The sequence below is a fragment of the Candidatus Merdisoma sp. HCP28S3_D10 genome (assembly GCF_052065835.1).
Classification (GTDB): domain Bacteria; phylum Bacillota; class Clostridia; order Lachnospirales; family Lachnospiraceae; genus Laedolimicola.
Genome location: NZ_JBQHTG010000001.1, coordinates 61,241 through 79,617, shown reverse-complemented (window position 1 = coordinate 79,617; position 18,377 = coordinate 61,241). Strand labels below are relative to the sequence as shown.

18 protein-coding genes are annotated in these 18,377 nt (G+C 51.6%); 15 read left to right on the top strand and 3 right to left on the bottom strand.

The window, feature by feature from the left end; all coding sequences use genetic code 11:
* Positions 1 to 58: 58 nt before the first annotated feature.
* Together ACTNCH_RS00350 and ACTNCH_RS00345 are read left to right on the top strand one after the other, a co-directional pair.
* Positions 59 to 595, top strand: coding sequence for a hypothetical protein (locus ACTNCH_RS00350; protein ID WP_441015920.1), 537 nt, complete (start codon positions 59 to 61; stop codon positions 593 to 595).
* 108 nt (positions 596 to 703) lie between these two features.
* On the top strand, positions 704 to 1,804 hold the full coding sequence (locus ACTNCH_RS00345; protein WP_441015923.1) for a Fic family protein: 1,101 nt from the start codon (positions 704 to 706) through the stop codon (positions 1,802 to 1,804).
* Between the two features lie 70 nt (positions 1,805 to 1,874).
* On the opposite strand, the gene ACTNCH_RS00340 is transcribed toward ACTNCH_RS00345, so the two are convergent.
* Positions 1,875 to 3,107 (bottom strand): argininosuccinate synthase, encoded by a 1,233-nt coding sequence (locus ACTNCH_RS00340; RefSeq protein WP_441015926.1) that lies wholly within the window; start codon positions 3,105 to 3,107, stop codon positions 1,875 to 1,877.
* Positions 3,108 to 3,367: 260 nt separating this feature from the next.
* Between ACTNCH_RS00340 and argC the strand changes: the two genes are divergently transcribed.
* The 12 genes from argC (at position 3,368) to ACTNCH_RS00280 (ending at position 15,971) form a co-directional block, all read left to right on the top strand.
* Positions 3,368 to 4,408, top strand: coding sequence for an N-acetyl-gamma-glutamyl-phosphate reductase (gene argC / locus ACTNCH_RS00335; RefSeq protein ID WP_441015929.1), 1,041 nt, complete (start codon positions 3,368 to 3,370; stop codon positions 4,406 to 4,408).
* Positions 4,409 to 4,425: 17 nt separating this feature from the next.
* Positions 4,426 to 4,872, top strand: coding sequence for a GNAT family N-acetyltransferase (locus ACTNCH_RS00330; RefSeq protein WP_186873871.1), 447 nt, complete (start codon positions 4,426 to 4,428; stop codon positions 4,870 to 4,872).
* A 27-nt stretch (positions 4,873 to 4,899) separates the two neighbouring features.
* The gene (argJ, locus tag ACTNCH_RS00325; protein WP_441015933.1) at positions 4,900 to 6,129 is read left to right on the top strand and encodes a bifunctional glutamate N-acetyltransferase/amino-acid acetyltransferase ArgJ; all 1,230 of its coding nucleotides are present in this window, start codon (positions 4,900 to 4,902) and stop codon (positions 6,127 to 6,129) included.
* 21 nt (positions 6,130 to 6,150) lie between these two features.
* Positions 6,151 to 7,056 (top strand): acetylglutamate kinase, encoded by a 906-nt coding sequence (argB, locus tag ACTNCH_RS00320; protein ID WP_441015936.1) that lies wholly within the window; start codon positions 6,151 to 6,153, stop codon positions 7,054 to 7,056.
* On the top strand, positions 7,043 to 8,245 hold the full coding sequence (locus ACTNCH_RS00315) for an aspartate aminotransferase family protein (protein ID WP_441015939.1): 1,203 nt from the start codon (positions 7,043 to 7,045) through the stop codon (positions 8,243 to 8,245). Before argB ends, ACTNCH_RS00315 begins: the two co-directional genes overlap by 14 nt.
* Before the next feature lie 12 nt (positions 8,246 to 8,257).
* Positions 8,258 to 9,523 (top strand): sugar ABC transporter substrate-binding protein, encoded by a 1,266-nt coding sequence (locus ACTNCH_RS00310; protein WP_441015942.1) that lies wholly within the window; start codon positions 8,258 to 8,260, stop codon positions 9,521 to 9,523.
* 76 nt (positions 9,524 to 9,599) lie between these two features.
* A complete protein-coding gene (locus ACTNCH_RS00305) occupies positions 9,600 to 10,031 on the top strand; it encodes a DMT family transporter (protein ID WP_441015945.1) in 432 nt (143 codons plus the stop codon).
* An 88-nt stretch (positions 10,032 to 10,119) separates the two neighbouring features.
* On the top strand, positions 10,120 to 10,695 hold the full coding sequence (locus ACTNCH_RS00300; protein ID WP_441015948.1) for a helix-hairpin-helix domain-containing protein: 576 nt from the start codon (positions 10,120 to 10,122) through the stop codon (positions 10,693 to 10,695).
* A 34-nt stretch (positions 10,696 to 10,729) separates the two neighbouring features.
* Positions 10,730 to 11,416 carry a response regulator transcription factor gene (locus tag ACTNCH_RS00295; RefSeq protein ID WP_441015951.1) on the top strand — a complete coding sequence of 229 codons (687 nt, stop codon included), beginning with the start codon at positions 10,730 to 10,732 and terminating at the stop codon, positions 11,414 to 11,416.
* 73 nt (positions 11,417 to 11,489) lie between these two features.
* Complete coding sequence (locus ACTNCH_RS00290; RefSeq protein WP_441015954.1) at positions 11,490 to 12,830, top strand: sensor histidine kinase; 1,341 nt, start codon at positions 11,490 to 11,492, stop codon at positions 12,828 to 12,830.
* A 15-nt stretch (positions 12,831 to 12,845) separates the two neighbouring features.
* The gene (locus tag ACTNCH_RS00285) at positions 12,846 to 13,790 is read left to right on the top strand and encodes a GerMN domain-containing protein (protein WP_441015957.1); all 945 of its coding nucleotides are present in this window, start codon (positions 12,846 to 12,848) and stop codon (positions 13,788 to 13,790) included.
* A gap of 3 nt (positions 13,791 to 13,793) precedes the next feature.
* Positions 13,794 to 15,971 (top strand): DNA internalization-related competence protein ComEC/Rec2, encoded by a 2,178-nt coding sequence (locus ACTNCH_RS00280; protein WP_441015960.1) that lies wholly within the window; start codon positions 13,794 to 13,796, stop codon positions 15,969 to 15,971.
* Here the strand turns inward: ACTNCH_RS00280 and holA are convergent, their stop codons facing one another.
* The gene (gene holA, locus ACTNCH_RS00275; RefSeq protein WP_441015963.1) at positions 15,972 to 16,952 is read right to left on the bottom strand and encodes a DNA polymerase III subunit delta; all 981 of its coding nucleotides are present in this window, start codon (positions 16,950 to 16,952) and stop codon (positions 15,972 to 15,974) included.
* Positions 16,953 to 17,024: 72 nt separating this feature from the next.
* Entirely contained in the window at positions 17,025 to 17,288 is a 264-nt protein-coding gene (rpsT, locus tag ACTNCH_RS00270) for a 30S ribosomal protein S20 (protein WP_441015966.1), read from the bottom strand.
* A gap of 218 nt (positions 17,289 to 17,506) precedes the next feature.
* Between rpsT and gpr the strand changes: the two genes are divergently transcribed.
* Positions 17,507 to 18,361: a GPR endopeptidase gene (gene gpr, locus ACTNCH_RS00265; protein WP_441015969.1), complete on the top strand. Its 855-nt coding sequence runs from the start codon at positions 17,507 to 17,509 to the stop codon at positions 18,359 to 18,361.
* The last annotated feature ends 16 nt before the right edge of the window (positions 18,362 to 18,377 follow it).

The following is an 18,377-nucleotide window of genomic DNA, read 5'->3' as shown; positions in this document are numbered from 1 at the left end:
GGACAAATCAGAAAAATTTCTGTGTCATAAAAGAAGGAAAGGAAGGAGGAAAACGGCGATGGGTGGAAAAGTGGTAAAATTCCGAGTTCTGATCGGAGCTGCTGTACTTCTCGGTGTTATTGCAGCTGCGGAATATGCGGTAAAAAGTTATTATTACCCGAAAAAAACAGAAAAGGAATCGACAGAAACCGGCTGGCTGTTTACAGGAAAACAGCCGGAGGGTAGTATGCCTGTAGAGGTGGAAACGCAGATCTGGAAATATCAGTACCGTTTTCCGAAATTCCGAAAAAATCAGGATAATATGACCGGCAATATCCTCATTGACGGAGAAACGATAGCGAATCTGGGCGGCTCTTTTGAAGATGACGACACCTATTTGATCAATCAGAATCCCACCGGCTTTGTGATCACAGAGATAGATTTGGACTATTTTCTTGCAGGCTTTCCAAGATCCGAAACGAACGCCCTTCTGGTCTATCCGGCGGAAACAGAAGAACAGGCAAAGGCTATTTTCACAGAAGTAACCGATAACCTGGGCGCAGACGTCTGGAAGCTATGTGGCAGTAGTGAGGTATGGACGTGGAAAAGGGAATGAGATGGGAATACTGTAAAAATAGTGAAAATTAGTGTAAAAATAGTGAAAAAATAATGGAAAAAATAAGTGCTTCCGGATATAATATTAGTGGAAAGGAAGTAGATTATTATGATTCAGGTTACATTAACAAATGAAATATTAAAATATATTTCGGAAATAGAAAAGAATCGATACCATGTTTCCTCTGTAAAATTATCTAAAACAGTGGCAAATAAGCTTCGTAAAAATTCAAAAAAGAAAAGTTCCTATGCATCTAATAAAATTGAGGGAAATCCTTTAACAGAAAAACAGGTTGATGAAGTAATAGAAAGTGATGAAAGAAAGCATTATTTAAAACCAGAGCAGGAAGTGCGCAATTATTTTCTTGCGTTAAATTTATTAGAAGAGAAGCTGCAAAAAAAGGAAAAGTTTTCAAAAAAGCTTATCTTAGATGTGCAAAAACTTGTGGAAAAAGGGGCTTCAAAAGAAAAGATAGGTCTTAGAGGGCCAATGCCTCCCGGCGTTCTGTTTGCAGTCTACGATTCTAAAAGTGGAAATCCAGATTATATTCCGCCTGAATATTGTGATATTCCGGGACTACTGGATGAATTAGTGGAGTATGTAAACACAACAGAGGATCATCCACTTATTGTGGCTGCGGTTGTTCATTATCAGATTGTGACGATCCATCCTTTCGAAGATGGGAATGGCAGAACGGCACGGTTATTATCAGGTTATATATTGGATCGAAACGGTTATGGGTTTAATGGAATTGGCTCGCTGGAAGAGTATTTTGCATATGACATCGATGAGTATTATGAGTCTATACAGATGGGATTGCCTGCATTGTATTATTCCGGAAGGGATAATCCGCCGCATCCGGAAATTTGGATTCATTATTTCCTGAGGATGGTTTTACTTTATTCAAGTAAGGTATGTGAATTACAGGAAAATTCCAATAAGGATGATATTGAAGGAAGTCTTTCTTTTTTAAAGGGAAGAGAAAAAGAATTATTATTACTTTTAATGGAAAGGCATAAAGCAGAATTTACACCAATAGAGGTAAGTAAAGAAATAGGTGTAACAAATAAAACAGTAATAAACCGACTGACTGTTTTGGCTAAGAATGGATTCGTAGTACCTGTTTTAGTAAATGAAAGAATCAGATCTTATAAATTGAGTGAATTTACCAGAAAAAACGAAAAAGTATTAAGAAGTGCGCTTAAATAGCTGGCAGGAGGAGAAAGGGCCTCCGCGTCACCGACGCGGGAGCCCTTTTCTTCTGTTATCCTTCTGAAACTTAGTTATTGTTCTTATTCTTCTCCACCTCAGCCAGCTTCATGGCACGTACCTTCAGCGGCAGGCCAAAGAGTGTGATGAATCCGTCTGCGTCGTGGTGATCGTACATGTCGCCGGTGGTGAAGGAAGCCAGGGACTCATTGTACAGGGAGTAGGGAGATGTGGTGCCGGCCTTGAGGATGTTGCCCTTGTAGAGTTTGAACTTCACTTCGCCGGTGACATATTCCTGAGTAACCTCCATGAATGCCTGAATGGCCTCACGCAGAGGCGTAAACCATTTTCCTTCGTAAACGATCTGGGAGAACTTGTTGGCCATATCCTTCTTAGTCTCCATGGTGGCGCGGTCCAGAACCAGCTCCTCCAGCTGACGGTGAGCTTCCATCAGAATGGTTCCGCCCGGGGTCTCATATACACCGCGGGACTTCATGCCAACCACACGGTTCTCCACGATGTCAACGATACCGATACCATGCTTTCCGCCCAGGGCGTTCAGGGTACGGATAACGTCGGCTACCTTCATCTGCTTGCCGTTTACAGAGGTGGGAACGCCCTTCTCAAAGGTCATGGTCACATATTCCGGCTCATCCGGAGCCTTCTCCGGGGTAGTGCCCAGAACCAGCAGATGCTCGTAGTTCGGCTCATTGGCCGGATCCTCAAGCTCCAGTCCCTCATGGCTGATATGCCACAGGTTCCGGTCACGGCTGTAGCTGGAATCGGTCGCGAAGGGAAGGTGAATGCCATGCTTCTCACAGTAGGCGATCTCATCTTCACGGGACTGCATAGTCCAGATATCGGTCATACGCCAGGGAGCAATGATCTTCAGATCCGGAGCCAGAGCCTTGATACCAAGCTCGAAACGGATCTGGTCATTTCCCTTTCCGGTAGCGCCGTGGCAGATAGCGACAGCGTTTTCCTTCCGGGCAATCTCTACCAGCTTCTTGGCGATAGCCGGGCGGGCCATGGAAGTACCCAGCAGGTATTTGTTCTCATATACAGCGTCAGCCTTTACACAGGGCATGATATAATTTTCCGCGAAATCATCTACCAGATCTTCAATATACAGCTTGGAAGCGCCGGACAGCTTCGCACGCTCGTCCAGTCCGTCCAGCTCATTTCCCTGGCCGCAGTCGATACAGCAGCAGACTACGTCGTAATCAAAATGCTCCTTCAGCCACGGAATAATGGCTGTGGTATCCAGTCCGCCGGAATAGGCAAGTACAACTTTGTCTTTCATATTAATTATCCTCCTCAGTGTTTTTAATGCAATTCTGCGTTCACTGACACCTAATATACATCATTTATATGGAATATGCAAGAGGGAAAATGCATTTTTGTGAATAAAAATAAAAAATACTTGATTATTATGCATAAAAATGATAGTATATGCAGAAACGAGTGTATAAAAATGCATACAATGAGAAAAACACTTGCAATAAGAACGCAACAGGATTAAAATGTTAAAAATTGTATTAGAAAAAAAGAGAGGGCAAGAGTATGATTAGAGCAGGAATTATCGGAGCAACCGGATACGCAGGCGGCGAGCTGGTCCGCATTCTCATGGGACATAAGAATGTAGAGATTAAATGGTACGGCTCCCGAAGCTACATAGATAAGAAGTACGCGGAAGTCTATCAGAATATGTTTCAGATTGTAGACGACAAATGCATGGATGATAATATGGAAGCGCTGGCAGACCAGGTAGACGTGATTTTTACAGCGACGCCCCAGGGCCTGTGCGCCTCTCTGGTAAATGAGGAGATTCTTTCCAAGGTAAAAATCATAGACTTAAGCGCGGATTTCCGGATTAAAGACGTGGCGACTTATGAAGCATGGTACAAGATCCAGCACCCGACGCCCCAGTTTATCCCGGAGGCCGTCTACGGACTCTGTGAGATCAACCGGGAAGCGGTAAAGAAGGCGCGGCTGGTGGCCAATCCGGGCTGCTACCCCACCTGCAGCACCCTTTCCATCTATCCGCTTTTAAAGGAAGGGCTGATCGATCCGAACACCATTATCATCGACGCCAAGTCCGGAACTTCCGGCGCGGGCAGGAGCGCCAAGGTGGACAATCTGTATTGCGAGGTCAATGAGAATATCAAGGCCTACGGCGTGGCAAATCACCGCCATACGCCGGAGATTGAGGAGCAGCTTTCCTATGCGGCGGGAGAACCGGTGCTGCTGAATTTTACGCCCCATCTGGTTCCCATGAACCGGGGAATTCTGATTACAGCCTATGCGTCCCTGAAAAAGGACATTTCCTATGAGGAAGCAAAAGCAGCCTATGACAAATATTACGCAGGCGAGAAATTTGTCCGTGTGCTGGAGCGGGACGTATGCCCCCAGACCAAATGGGCGGAGGGCAGCAACTATGTGGACGTGAACTTCAAGATTGATCCGAGAACAAAGCGTGTAATTATGATGGGAGCCATGGACAATCTGGTGAAGGGCGCGGCAGGACAGGCGGTTCAGAATATGAACCTGATGTTCGGACAAAAAGAGAGCGAGGGCCTGGAGCTCGTTCCCATGTTCCCATAACGGCGAGGTACAAAAATATGACGATCCGAACAATGACCATTGACGATTATGACGGCGTCTACGCCCTCTGGATGACCATTAAGGGCTTTGCGATCCGGAGCATTGATGATTCCAGAGTGGGCGTGGAGCGGTTTTTAAAACGGAATCCCACCACCAGTGTGGTGGCCATCGAGGACGGAAAGGTGGTAGGCAGTATTCTCTGCGGCCACGACGGGCGCCGGGGCTGTCTCTACCATGTCTGCGTCCACCGGGATTACCGGATGAAGGGGATTGGCAAGGCTATGGTAGTCTTTGCCATGAACGCCTTAAAAGAAGAACAGATCAGCAAGGTATCCCTGATTGCCTTTACCCAGAACGATATCGGCAACGCCTTCTGGAACCGTATCGGCTGGACGCAGCGTCTCGATCTGAATTATTATGATTTTGTTTTGAATAAAGAAAACATAGAAGCGTTTAATGAATAGACTTCATAACGGAAGGGGAGGAGTATTATGAAAATCACAGAAATCAAAGGCGGCGTCACAGCGGCAAAGGGCTTTGAGGCAGCGGCAGCGGCGGCAGCCATCAAATACCAGGGACGCAATGATATGGCTCTGGTATACAGCGAAAAACCCTGCCATGCGGCGGGCACCTTCACCACCAACCTGGTCAAGGCGGCCCCGGTGAAATGGGATCAGAAGATTGTAAAGGAGTCTCCCTATGCCCAGGCAGTCATCGTAAACTCCGGTATTGCCAACGCCTGCACCGGAGAGGAGGGCATGGGCTACTGTAAGGAGACCGCGGAGGAAGCGGCAAAGGTTCTGGGCGTTCCGGAAAACGCCGTTCTGGTGGCTTCCACCGGCGTTATCGGCATGCAGCTGCCCATGGATCGGCTGAAAAAGGGAATCAGCCTTTTAAAAGAAGCAAAGGGAAGCAGCCCGGAGCATGGAACCGCAGCCTCCAAAGCCATTATGACCACGGATACTATGAATAAAGAAATTGCGGTACAGGTGGAGCTGGGCGGTAAGACGGTAACCGTAGGCGGTATGTGCAAGGGCTCCGGCATGATTCACCCGAATATGTGTACCATGCTGGCCTTCGTGACCACCGACGCGAACATTTCCAAAGAAATGCTGCAGAAATGCGTGAGCGCAGACGTAAAAGATACCTTCAACATGATTTCCGTGGACGGGGACACTTCCACCAACGACACCCTGCTGGTGCTGGCCAACGGCATGGCAGAGAACCCGGAGATTACGGAAGAAAACGAGGATTACAAAGCATTTGCAAAGGCACTGAATACAGTCAACACTTGGCTTGCGAAAAAGATGGCCGGTGACGGCGAGGGCGCGACGGCACTGTTCGAGGTAAAAATCGTAGGAGCCGAGAGTAAGGAGCAGGCCGTGATCTTAAGCAAGTCCGTAGTTACCTCCAGTCTGGTTAAGGCGGCCATCTACGGTCATGACGCCAACTGGGGCCGTATCCTGTGTGCCATGGGATATTCCGGGGCGCAGTTTGATCCGGAGAAGGTGGATCTGTTTTTCGAGAGCGCGGCCGGAAAGCTTCGGATTATTGAAAATGGTGTGGCAGTGAATTACAGCGAGGAGGAGGCCACGAAGATCCTCTCCGAGCCGGAGGTTACCGCCATTGCGGACGTGAAGATGGGCGACGCCACAGCCACCGCGTGGGGCTGCGATCTGACCTATGATTATGTGAAGATCAACGCGGATTACCGTTCTTAAGATACAGAGGAGTAGAAGATTATGAGCAGAGAAGAAGAGATGAACACCTACCTGGAGAAAGCCAAGGTCCTCATTGAGGCCCTTCCCTATATCCAGCGGTTTAACCGGAAGATTATCGTAGTGAAATACGGCGGAAGCGCCATGGTAGACGAGAACCTGAAGCGGAGCGTCATTCAGGACGTGACCCTGCTGAAGCTGGTAGGCTTTAAGCCCATCATCGTACACGGCGGCGGCAAGGAGATCAGCCGCTGGGTGGGCAAGGTCGGCATGGAACCCAAATTCATCAACGGCCTGCGGGTTACGGATCAGGAAACCATGGAAATCGCGGAAATGGTACTGGGAAAAGTTGGAAAAAGTCTGGTGCAGCTGGTGGAGGAGCTTGGCGTCAAGGCAGTGAGCATCAGCGGCAAGGACGGCGGCCTTCTGAAGGTGGAGAAGAAATACTCCAAGGGCGAGGACATCGGCTTTGTAGGTGAGATAACGGAGGTAGATCCCCAGCTTCTTTACGATCTGCTGGAGAAGGATTTCCTGCCCATCGTGTGCCCGGTGGGCCTGGATAAGGATTTCAATACCTATAACATCAACGCGGACGACGCGGCCTGCGCCATTGCCCGGGCGGTCCATGCGGAGAAGCTGGCCTTTCTGACTGATATCGAGGGCGTCCGCAGGGATCCTGAGGATCCGAAGACCCTGATTTCCGAGCTTCATGTAAAAGAGGCCCGGCAGCTGATGGCAAACGGCAATATCGGCGGCGGAATGCTTCCGAAGCTCCAGAACTGCATTGACGCGGTTGAAAACGGGGTATCCCGGGTGCATATCCTGGACGGCCGCATGGCCCACTGCCTGCTTTTGGAAATCTTTACCAACAAAGGAATCGGAACCGCCATTCTGGGCGAGGGAGAGGAACAGTATTATGAAGGAAAATAAAGAGGCGATTATCAAAGAAGCAGAGGAGAGCGTGCTCCATACCTATAACCGCTATCAGATTGTGCTGGATCACGGAGAGGGCGTGTATCTCTATGACACAGAGGGAAAGCAGTACCTGGATTTTGCCGCAGGGATCGCCGTACAGGCCCTGGGCTATCATTACCCCGGCTATGACGAAGCCCTGAAGGCCCAGGTGGATAAGCTTTTGCATACCTCCAATCTCTATTACAATGAGCCGGCGGCAGAGGCGGCAGAGAAGCTGGTGCGCATGAGCGGCATGAGCCGCGTATTTTTCACCAACAGCGGCACCGAGGCCATCGAGGGAGCCCTGAAGGCGGCACGCAAATATGCATGGCTTAAGGACGGCAGAAACGATCACGAGATCATTGCCATGAACCATTCCTTCCATGGACGGAGCATGGGAGCCCTTTCCGTCACCGGAAATGAAAAATACCAGATTCCCTTCCGTCCGCTGATCGGCGGGATTCGCTTTGCGGATTACAACGATCTGGAGAGCGTAAAGGCTAAGTTTAATGACCGCACCTGCGCGGTGATTCTGGAGACGATCCAGGGAGAGGGCGGTATCTATCCGGCCACAGAGGAATTCTTAAAGGGCGTGAAGGCCCTCTGCGAGGAGCATGACGCGCTGCTGATTCTGGACGAGATCCAGTGCGGCATGGGACGCAGCGGACATCTGTTTGCCTGGCAGGAGTACGGCGTGCAGCCCGATATCATGACCTGCGCCAAGGCGTTGGGCTGTGGCGTTCCGGTGGGGGCCTTTGTGCTGAATGAAAAAGCAGCTTCCAGCTCCCTGGTACCTGGAGATCACGGCACCACCTACGGCGGCAATCCCTTTGTCTGCGCGGCTGTGTCAAAGGTGCTGGATATCTTTGAGCAGGACAACATCGTAGAGCATGCTCAGAAGGTCGGCGCTTATCTTGAGAAAAAGCTGGACGCCCTGGTGGAGCAGTATGACTGCATTGCGGCCCGCAGAGGAAAAGGTCTGATGCAGGGACTTGTGATTCAGGGTAGACCTGTGGGAGAAGTTGTGTTAAAATCTATGGATGAGGGTCTCCTTGTGATTACGGCCGGAAGCGACGTGCTGCGTCTGGTTCCGCCTCTTGTCATCACAGAAGACCATGTAGATGAAATGGTTGAGAAGCTTGAGAGGGCTTTGACGAAAGGTTAGGATTTTACACACATGAGACATACGATTTACCGCAGAGCGATTGCGATCCTGGTGGTGCTGCTGATATTCGCGCAGATGGGCCAGGTGGCATTTTCTTATCATCAGAAGCAGAAGGAGGCGGAAGACGCCGGGCAGGAAGCGGAGCAGAAGGACCTGACCCTGTGGTACACCGATGAGAAGCTGAACAGCTATCTGGTAGGGGCCGCGGCGGACTTTCAGGAGCAGTACGGCGTGAACGTAACCCTGAAGCTGGTGACGGCGGTGGATTATATCGAGCATATCAATACAGCCAGTATCTCGGATCTGGGCGGCCCGGATCTCTTTATCACCTCCAGCGAGCTGCTGGAGAAGGCGCGCCTGGCGGGTCTGACGGTGGAAAATGACAGCTTCACGGAGCGGGAGCTTTCAAAGGATTTCCCGGCGAAGGCCATCGACGCGGCCACCTGCGGCGGAAAGCTGATGGCCTATCCCTTTTATTTTGAAACCTGCTGTCTTCTGTACAATAAGAATTACGTGGACAGCGCGCCGTCCTCCATCGATGAGATTCTGGATTACGCGGACAATTACGAGGCCAGCGAGGCCACGGAAAAGGTAGAAAATATCTTTAAATGGAACGTGGCGGATATTTTCTCCAACTTCTTCTTCATCTCCAACTATGTGAATCTGGGCGGCGAGACCGGAGACGATCCGGCCCAGGTGGAGCTGGACGCGGAGGAGGTGAAGGACTGCCTGGCCTATTACCAGAGCCTGAACGCCTTCTTTGCCATTGACGCGGACGAGGTCACCACAGATCGTGTGCTGCAGGAGTTCATCGACGGCAAGACCGTCTATACCATAGCCAAGACCGATGCCATAGCCAGATTGGACGCGGCAGACCAGGGGGATTTCTACGGGATCGCCCAGGTACCGAACCTGACGGCCGAGCTGCCCACCAAGGGACTGTCCGTTACCAACTCAGTGGTGGTCAACGCCTACTCCCGGGAGCGGGATACGGCGAAGAAATTTGCCCGTTTCCTGACTTATGATAAGGCTGAGGAGTTGTACGCCCTGTCCAACAAAATGCCGGTGCGTCTGGGCGTCCAGTACGAGAACCCGGAGATCTCTGTTCTGCTTGACCAGTACGAGAATTCCGTAGAGGTTCCGAAACTTACAGATTTAAGCAATTACTGGATTGAAATGGAAATCGCCTTCGCGAATATCTGGAAGGGCAACGACGTGGATACGGAGGTGGAAGCCGTAACCCGGAAAATCATGTGCCAGCTTCAGGCCACAGAATAGAGCGAAAAAGCATGTATAAGCTGATCCAATCAGGGTAAGACTAAATCCGATTACAAAAATGGAGGGAAGTCTTACCATGATTGGATTTTTTATTGCCCTGCTGTCCGGGGCGCTGATGAGTATCCAGGGAGTGTTCAATACGGAGGTGACAAAGGTCAGCAGTATGTGGATATCGGCTGCCTGGGTGCAGCTGACCGCGCTGGTTACCTGTTTTTTGGCCTGGGCGCTGACCGACCGGAAAAATATGCTGACGGTATTCGAGGTCACGCCCCGGTATATGCTACTGGGCGGTGTCATTGGGGCCTTTATTACCTTTACGGTGATCCGGAGTATGGACAGCCTGGGGCCTGCAAAGGCGGTCATGCTGATTGTTATCTCCCAGCTTCTGGTGGCTTATCTGATAGAGCTTTTGGGCATTTTTGGCGTGGAACGGGCGGATTTTTCCTGGCGGAAAATGCTGGGAATGGCAGTGGCCATTGTGGGCGTCGTCATTTTCCGTTGGGAGTAAAAAATGACTTGTATTCTGCCTGGATCTCGGCTAAAATGGAGATAGTCTGGTATCGGAGGGGTCCCGCGTTTCAGGAAAGGCGGGAAATATGAGATATCGGCATGGGATTATCGTTCTGTTACTGCTGCTACTCACAGGTTGTGGGAAAACGGAGGCAGTCTTCTACAACAGCGGGACAGAGGAGCTTCCGGCAGAGGCCGGAACAGAACAAATAGAACAAACAGAAAAAAGTAAAGATACCAAGCGCTCAGTCTGGGTGTATGTCTGCGGGAGCGTGAATTGTCCGGGCGTCTATGAGCTTTCGGAGGGCAGCCGGATCACCGACGCCATAGAGGCAGCCGGAGGCATGACAGAGGAAGCGGCGGACACCTACCTGAACCTGGCGGAGACACTTTCTGACGGACAGAAGATCGAGGTGCCGTCTCTGGAAGAGGCGGAAGTGCTTACCGAGGCTGGGAAAACGGGAGCGGCGGGACTGGTGAACTTAAACCGGGCCACAGAAGAGGAGCTTATGACCCTTTCGGGAATCGGAGCCTCCAAGGCGAAGGAGATTATCCGCTACCGGGAGACAAAGGGCGGCTTTGGAAAGCCGGAGGATCTGATGAAGATTCCGGGAATCAAGGAAGGCGTTTTTCATAAAATCAGAGATCAGATAACAGTGTAAGAAAGAGCAATAGAAAGATAACGAGGCGGGAAGCATGGGAAAAAAAGTATTAGTGGTCGACGATGAAAAATTAATTGTAAAGGGACTCCGGTTCAGTCTGGAGCAGGACGACATGGAGGTGGACTGCGCCTATGACGGAGAGGAAGCGCTGGAATATGCCAGAGCCGGAGAGTACGATATCGTGCTTCTGGATGTAATGCTTCCGAAGCTGGACGGCTTTCAGGTCTGCCAGCAGATCCGGGAATTTTCCAATATGCCGATTATCATGCTGACTGCAAAGGGCGATGATATGGACAAGATCTTAGGCCTGGAGTACGGCGCGGACGATTATATCACAAAGCCCTTCAACATTCTGGAGATCAAGGCCCGCATGAAGGCGATTATGCGCAGGGTGGGCGGTACCGAAAAGGAGAAAAAGGGCAAGGTGGTGGAGGCTGCGGATCTGAAGCTGGATCTGGAGGGCCGCCGTCTCTTTATCAGCGGCCGGGAGATCAATCTGACCGCCAAGGAATTCGACCTGCTGGAGCTGATGGCGCTGAACCCGGGCAAGGTATACAGCCGGGAAAATCTGTTGAATACGGTCTGGGGCTACGAGTATCCGGGAGATGTGCGGACCGTGGATGTACATATCCGGCGGCTCCGGGAGAAGATCGAGAGCAATCCCAGCGAGCCCAAATACGTTCATACGAAGTGGGGTGTAGGTTATTACTTCCAGGCATAAAGTAATCGTTACATATTTTAAAAGCTTCAAATTCCGGCTTCTGCTGGCGCTTCTGGCGGTAGGCTGGCTTCCGATGATTCTCATGTCGGCCAGTATCCTGAAGAGCTATCAGGATCGGGCCATCTCTGCCCGGAGCACGGAAGTCCAGAACCAGTGTAAGATTTTATCCAACCAGCTTCTGACCAGCAGCTATATGGAGGATCCCTCCATTGATCTCATCGACGGGGAGCTGACCCAGCTGGCCAGCCTCTATGACGGACGGATCATTATCATCGATCAGGATTTCCGTGTGATTCGTGATACCTATGGTCTGATTGAAAATAAGTACGTGGTGTCCGGAGAAGTTATGCGCTGCTTCCGGGGAGAAACCATCAACCAGCTGTCAGAAAAGCGGTTTATCGAGATGACGATTCCGATCCGTTCCGGGGATTCCCCGAAGGTTGAGGGGGTACTGCTGGTCAGCGTATCCACCGACAGTATCTGGGACAGTCTGGATGCCCTGACAGGCAACGCCTGGATCTTTACGCTGGTATACGGCATCCTGGTGACGGTGCTTGCGATCCTTTTGTCCCGACTTCTGGTACGGCCCATTCAGCGGATCATTGCAGGACTTCGTGAGATTTCTAGCGGCCATTCCAACGAGGATCTGAAGGTGCGGACCTATGCGGAGACGGCGCAGATTTCCGAGGAGTTCAATAAAATCGTGACTCAAATGCGGGTGCTGGACGAGTCCCGTCAGGAATTCGTATCCAACGTATCCCATGAATTGAAGACTCCGCTGACCTCCATGAAGGTGCTGGCAGATTCCCTGCTGACCCAGGAAGAGGTGCCCAATGAACTTTATAAAGAGTTTATGGGCGATATTGCCGAGGAGATCGAGCGGGAAAATAAGATTATTACAGATCTGCTGTCTCTGGTGAAGATGGATAAAAAGGCAGCCAGCCTGAATATTGAGCCGGTGGATATCAACGATCTGCTGGAGCTGATTCTGAAGCGACTCCGGCCCATTGCAGCGAAAAAGAACATCGAGGTGGTACTGGAAAGCTTCCGGCCGGTAACGGCAGAGGTGGACGAGGGCCGCCTGACCCTGGCCTTCACCAACCTGGTGGAGAACGCCATCAAGTATAACAAAGAAAATGGTTGGGTTCATGTATCTCTGGACGCGGATCACAAGTTCTTCTACGTGAAGGTGATAGACTCTGGCCAGGGAATTCCGGAGGAATCCCTGGATTATATCTTTGAGCGGTTTTACCGGGTGGACAAATCCCATTCCAGCGAGATCGACGGAACCGGCCTTGGCCTGGCAATCGCCAAGAGCGCGGTGCTGGTACACAAGGGAGCCATCAAGGTATCCAGCGAGCTGGGAACCGGAACTACCTTTTCGGTACGGATTCCGCTGAATTATATAGCCTGAGAACGGGAGTGCGAGATGAAAAGAAAAAAGAGAGCTTTACTGCTGCTTCTGGGACTTCTGACCCTTCTGGCGATCCTGGGAGGCTGCGGAAAGCAGAAAAAGGAAGCAAAGGCCAATACCTCCGGTTATCAGATTTATTATCTGAACCAGGACGAGACGTCCGTGAGTACCGTGAGCTATCAGCCAAAGGCAAAGGATACGGAAGCGCTGATCGAAGAACTGCTTGAAAAGCTGAAGGAGGCTCCGAAGGACAGTGATCTGGAGGCAGTATTGACGGATAATGTTTTTGTGACCTCCTATGATTTGGACCAGGGACAGCTGAGCCTGCATTTTGATCCGGGTTATCAGGAGATGAATCCCATTCGGGAGATTCTCTGCCGGTCCGCCCTGGTGCGGACGCTGTGCCAGATTCCGGATGTGGAGTATGTGTCTTTCCTGATTGGCGACAATCCGCTGATGGATTCCGGGGATAACCTGGTGGGACAGATGAACGCGGACAGCTTCGTGGAGAATACCGGAGAGGCCATCAACGAGGAAAAGGTTACAACGCTGACACTGTATTTTGCCAACAAAGCCGGAGATAAGCTGGTGAGGGAAAAGGTCAATGTGACCGGAAGCAGCAATATCTCTGTGGAAAAGCTGGTGGTGGAGAGCCTGATCCGGGGACCGGTGTCTGCGGATACGGATTATCCGACCCTGCCTGCCGGTACTAAGATCTTAAGTATCTCAACCAAGGACGGAACTTGTTATGTAAACTTAAACGAGGGCTTCCTGGAGCAGGGATACAATGTGACAGAGGCAGTTACCATCTATTCCATCGTAGATTCCCTGACAGAGGTGTCGGGAATCAGTAAGGTACAGATTCTGGTAAATGGAGAGACGGATCTGGTCTATAGGGAGAGTATGCGGCTGGATACCATCTATGAACGGAATCTGGACATCATAGAAGAGGAAAAATAAAAATTGATCAAACGGCCCTTGTGCCTGGCGGCACTGTTTCTGGCCCTGATACTTTTGTGCCTTCCGGCAGAGCTGTGGATGAAGGATCCGCCGGAAGGGGCAGAAGATCTCTCGGTTCTCACCGGCACAGTCAGCCGGATAGAACCGGGCGGGACAGCCGTCTGGCTCACACACACCAATTTTTCGGATACCGGGATCATCCGGGTATCCTTCGAAGCCGAAACACATCTTTCTATCGGCAATATCCTACGAATCGACGACAATTTTAAAATACAGGAGCCGGAGCGTCCCACCAATCCGGGACAGTTTGACGCCAGGCTCTATTATCAGACAAAGGGAATCATAGCGTTATGCTACGCAAAGAAAGCAGAGGTAATCCAATCCGGGGTGCGGCCGCTGCCCCAGCTGCTCTATGAAATACAGGAGGCTCTAAGCCACCGCGTCCGTCAGTGCTTTCCGGATGAAAAAAGTGGAGTGGTAGAGGCTATGCTGCTGGGAAATAAGGAGGATCTGGAGGCGGAAACCAAAAGTCTGTACCAGAAAAGCGGTATCTCCCATCTGCTGGCCATCTCCGGCCTGCATGTCTCCCTCTTTGGCATGAGCCTCTACCGGATTTTGCGGAAAACAGGCGCGGATCTCTATCTGTCCGGAACAGCGTCCCTGCTCCTGGTGCTGTTCTACGGAGGACTGACGGGAATGGGCGTATCCACGGGACGGGCCGTGTTGATGTTTGCCCTGCTCATGGTGGGAACCATGCTGGGCAAAAGCTACGATATGCTCACAGCCCTGGCCCTTGGAGCCATAGGATTGCTTCTCGGTCAGCCGCTGTATGTGAGAAGCGCTTCCTTTCTTCTTTCCTTCGGGGCGGTGCTGGGCGTGGGTCTGCTGTTCCCGGTTTTGAAGGCGCTTTTCTTACCGGAAGCAAAGCTTCTGGCCAAAATGACGGAGCCCTTGTTGCTCAGCCTGTCTATCCAGCTTATGACGCTTCCGATTCTGGAATATTTTTACAGTGAGCTTCCGGTGTACGGGATTCTGCTGAATCTGGTGGTGATTCCGTTGATGACGGTCGTCATGCTCACCGGGATCCTGACGTTGGCGGTAAGCTTCGTGTTCCCGGCTCTGACGTGGCTTCCGGCCTTTGTCTGCGTACAGGTTCTGGAGCTTTATGAGAGACTGGGGATGGTGTCCCTGAAGCTTCCGGGCGCGGTATATCTCTGTGGACAACCCGGGTTCTGGCAGATGGCGCTCTATTACCTGGGACTGACCGGCTTTCTGTTCTGGCAGTACCGGAAAAAAGCGGAAGGAGAGAAGCCCCGGCGGCTTCGGCAGGCAGGAAGCGGGGTGGTGCTGGCGGCGCTGGTGCTTCTGTTGACCCTTCGGATACAGGGAGAACTTACTCTGGTGATGTTGGATGTGGGGCAGGGAGATGGAATTTTTCTGCGGACCGGGGCAGGGACGACGCTGCTGATCGACGGTGGAAGTACCAGTGTATCGAAGGTGGGAGCCTACCGGATAGCGCCCTTTCTGAAAGCAGAGGGGGTGGGAAAACTGGATTATGTGGTGATTACACACACAGACGAGGATCATATCTCGGGGATAAAGGAGCTGTTGGAAAGGACGGGAGATCCGGGGGAGATTCAGATAAAAACGCTGCTTTTGTCGGGACGATCTCTCGAGGAGGAAAAGGGGCAGCGGCTGGCGGAAATGGCCCGGAAGCGGAAGGTATCGGTGCGGAGAATCGGACAGGGAGCCGTTCTTTCGGATACGGCAGCGGTGCTGACCTGTCTTCACCCGTCGGAGGCAGAGAGCGGTACGGACGTCAACGAGGCTTCCGTGACGCTGGCGCTGCGAGAGGGAAGCTTTTCGGCGATCCTGACCGGCGATCTGGGGGAAGAGGGGGAACAAATGATTCTGGAGAAAGAGCAGGATATAGGATCCTTTACCATTCTAAAGGCCGGCCATCACGGATCCGCCACCTCTGGAAGTGAGGCGTGGCTTCAGAAGGTCCGGCCTAAGATTACCCTGATTTCCTGCGGAAGGGATAATTCCTACGGGCATCCCCATCGGGGGACCCTGGAGCGGCTGGAGGCCATAGGCAGTAAGGTATGGCGAACCGACCGGTGCGGGGCTATCCGGATAAAAAGTGACGGAAAGAAGCTTTGGATTCGAAGCTTCCTCTGATTAGGCTCTGCTGTATTTCAGAATCAGCAGCTCTACGCTCAGCGTATCGCTGATTTGTCCTGTTTTTACGGCCTCCTCGGCTTCCACGCAGTCCTGTACCGCCTTTTTTAACTGCTCAGTGGAGAAGCTCTTGGCCTGGGTCATACAGCGCCCGGCCACAAAGGGGGCGATTTTTGCCCGGGAGGCGATGGCAGCTCTGTCGTAGCCTCTGGCAGCCAGACTTTTGACCAGGAGAAGCTGGTTGAACTGGCGGGCGATGAGAAAGAGAATCCGCATGGGCGGCTCCTTCAGAGCCAGCAGATCATAGTAGAGATCCAGTGCCTTCTTCTGATTCTTTTCAGCCAGGGCGCGGATCATCTCGAAAACCTGTCCGGTGGTCTGTACGGTACAGATGTCATTTACATCCTGGGAAGTAATCACGTCGCGTCCTGCTGTGTAGGAGAGCAGTTTGTCCAGCTCCATGGCGATGTTTTCCATATCGGTGCCGGTGCGATCCAGAAAAAGTTGCAGGGTGGCCTCGGTGATCTTTCGGTCTTCCTTTTTGAGAATGCCCAGAATCCATTTCATCAGGGTGCGCTCGTCCTGGGTCTGGAACTCGGTGATTCGTCCCTGCTTCTGGACGGCCTTATAGAGGCGGTTCCGTTTGTCAACCTCGGTTTCCACGAACAGGATGCAGGTGGTATCGGGCATGGAGGGCAGATAGTCCGCCAGCTCGTCGCATTTGTTCTTGAAAAAGCCGCTGTCCTCGATGAGAATCAGCCGCCGTTCCGCAAAAAAAGGCAGGGTGTCCGCCAGACTGATGATCTCTGCCGGGAGGATATTTTTTCCCTCAAAGCGGGAGAAATTCATGGTGTCTGTGGGATCACAGAGGGCCTGAATCAGCCGGTTTTTATACTGGTTGCGCAGGTAGGCCTCCTCGCCGCAGAGCAGGTAGGCAGTCTTGAAATTTCCGTTTTTGATATCTTCAGCCAGCATTTTCATAAAGAATACCTCATAAAGAAAAAAAGAGACCCAAATGACGGAATGGGTCTCTTTTTGTTTCGTCTATCTCAATTAAGCGATGCTGTTTACAGCCTTGGTCAGACGGGAAATCTTGCGGGAAGTTGTGTTCTTGTGGTAAACTCCCTTGGAAGTAGCCTTGCTGATGGTAGCGATAGCAGCCTTTAAGCTAGCCTTTGCAGCCTCAGCGTCCTTTGCAGCAACTGCAGCGTCTACTTTCTTGATAGCGGTCTTAACCTCAGACTTGATAGCCTTATTTCTAGCTGTTCTTGTCTCGGCAACCTGAATTCTTTTCTTTGCAGATTTAATGTTAGCCAATCCGTACACCTCCAAACCATGTTTTAAAATAAGCTTATTTTTACATGTTCCGTAAAAGCCGGACACGGACGTCTTTACAAAACATACTCATATATTTTAGGACAGGAATAGAGTTCTGTCAATACATATTTTTGAAAAAATAGCGAAAAATAAAAAAAATATAAGAGAAATTTAGAATGCCGGATAAGAAAGGGCAAAACAGAGACAGGAGGCAGAGTATGGCAGAGTTTCAGGTGCGGACCGATCTGGCGCTGGAGGCCAGGGAACGGTTTGAGGAGGACGTAGAGGTGCGGGGCGTGGCCCTGGAGGAGGTCTACGACGAGCAGCGGGATATCCGGGTGACGGTGGTCCGGATTCAGACAGAAAATGGGGCGAAGGCCATGGGAAAGCCGGTGGGCACCTATATTACCCTGGAGGCTCCCCGGCTTTCCGATCCGGACGAGGATTATCACCGGGAGGTGTCTGGGAAGTTGGCCGGGTATCTTCAAAAGCTTCTGGACGTCAGGGAAGAGAAGTCCATACTGGTGGTAGGCTTAGGAAACCGGGAGGTGACCCCGGACGCCCTGGGACCGGAGGCAGTCAGCCAGCTTCGGATCACCCGCCATGTGGTACGGGAATACGGAAAAGCTGCCTTTGGCAGAGACCGGGTACATCGGATCAGCGCGATTGTACCGGGGGTGATGGCCCAGACGGGCATGGAGACCCTGGAGGTGGTCCGGGGAATCGTGGCGGAGACAAAGCCGGATCAGTTAGTAGTTATTGATGCGCTGGCAGCCCGCAGCAGCCGGCGGCTGAACCGGACCATTCAGCTTTCGGACGCGGGGATCCAGCCGGGGTCCGGCGTGGGAAACCATCGGAACAGCCTGTCGAAGGAGACCGTGGGGGTTCCGGTGCTGGCGATCGGCGTACCTACAGTGGTGGACGCGGCTACCATCGTCTATGACGCCACCGGGGATCGGGACGCCGTACCGCCGGGACTGAACGGAATGTTTGTGACGCCGAAAAATGTGGACGAGATGGTGCGGCGGCTGAGCTACACCATTTCCGAGGCGCTGAATCTGGCTCTCTCCTGACATACCCGGACAGCCC

What these genes read in the sequence shown, in the direction of transcription:
- ACTNCH_RS00305 (WP_441015945.1), top strand. Translation starts at nt 9,600, where the DNA reads ATGATTGGATTTTTTATTGCCCTGCTGTCCGGGGCGCTGATGAGTATC.
- argB (WP_441015936.1), top strand. Translation starts at nt 6,151, where the DNA reads ATGAGCAGAGAAGAAGAGATGAACACCTACCTGGAGAAAGCCAAGGTC.
- ACTNCH_RS00300 (WP_441015948.1), top strand. Translation starts at nt 10,120, where the DNA reads ATGAGATATCGGCATGGGATTATCGTTCTGTTACTGCTGCTACTCACA.
- argC (WP_441015929.1), top strand. Translation starts at nt 3,368, where the DNA reads ATGATTAGAGCAGGAATTATCGGAGCAACCGGATACGCAGGCGGCGAG.
- argJ (WP_441015933.1), top strand. Translation starts at nt 4,900, where the DNA reads ATGAAAATCACAGAAATCAAAGGCGGCGTCACAGCGGCAAAGGGCTTT.
- ACTNCH_RS00290 (WP_441015954.1), top strand. Translation starts at nt 11,490, where the DNA reads ATGATTCTCATGTCGGCCAGTATCCTGAAGAGCTATCAGGATCGGGCC.
- ACTNCH_RS00345 (WP_441015923.1), top strand. Translation starts at nt 704, where the DNA reads ATGATTCAGGTTACATTAACAAATGAAATATTAAAATATATTTCGGAA.
- ACTNCH_RS00330 (WP_186873871.1), top strand. Translation starts at nt 4,426, where the DNA reads ATGACGATCCGAACAATGACCATTGACGATTATGACGGCGTCTACGCC.
- ACTNCH_RS00295 (WP_441015951.1), top strand. Translation starts at nt 10,730, where the DNA reads ATGGGAAAAAAAGTATTAGTGGTCGACGATGAAAAATTAATTGTAAAG.
- holA (WP_441015963.1), bottom strand. Translation starts at nt 16,952, where the DNA reads ATGAAAATGCTGGCTGAAGATATCAAAAACGGAAATTTCAAGACTGCC.
- ACTNCH_RS00340 (WP_441015926.1), bottom strand. Translation starts at nt 3,107, where the DNA reads ATGAAAGACAAAGTTGTACTTGCCTATTCCGGCGGACTGGATACCACA.
- ACTNCH_RS00310 (WP_441015942.1), top strand. Translation starts at nt 8,258, where the DNA reads ATGAGACATACGATTTACCGCAGAGCGATTGCGATCCTGGTGGTGCTG.
- ACTNCH_RS00315 (WP_441015939.1), top strand. Translation starts at nt 7,043, where the DNA reads ATGAAGGAAAATAAAGAGGCGATTATCAAAGAAGCAGAGGAGAGCGTG.
- ACTNCH_RS00285 (WP_441015957.1), top strand. Translation starts at nt 12,846, where the DNA reads ATGAAAAGAAAAAAGAGAGCTTTACTGCTGCTTCTGGGACTTCTGACC.
- ACTNCH_RS00350 (WP_441015920.1), top strand. Translation starts at nt 59, where the DNA reads ATGGGTGGAAAAGTGGTAAAATTCCGAGTTCTGATCGGAGCTGCTGTA.
- gpr (WP_441015969.1), top strand. Translation starts at nt 17,507, where the DNA reads ATGGCAGAGTTTCAGGTGCGGACCGATCTGGCGCTGGAGGCCAGGGAA.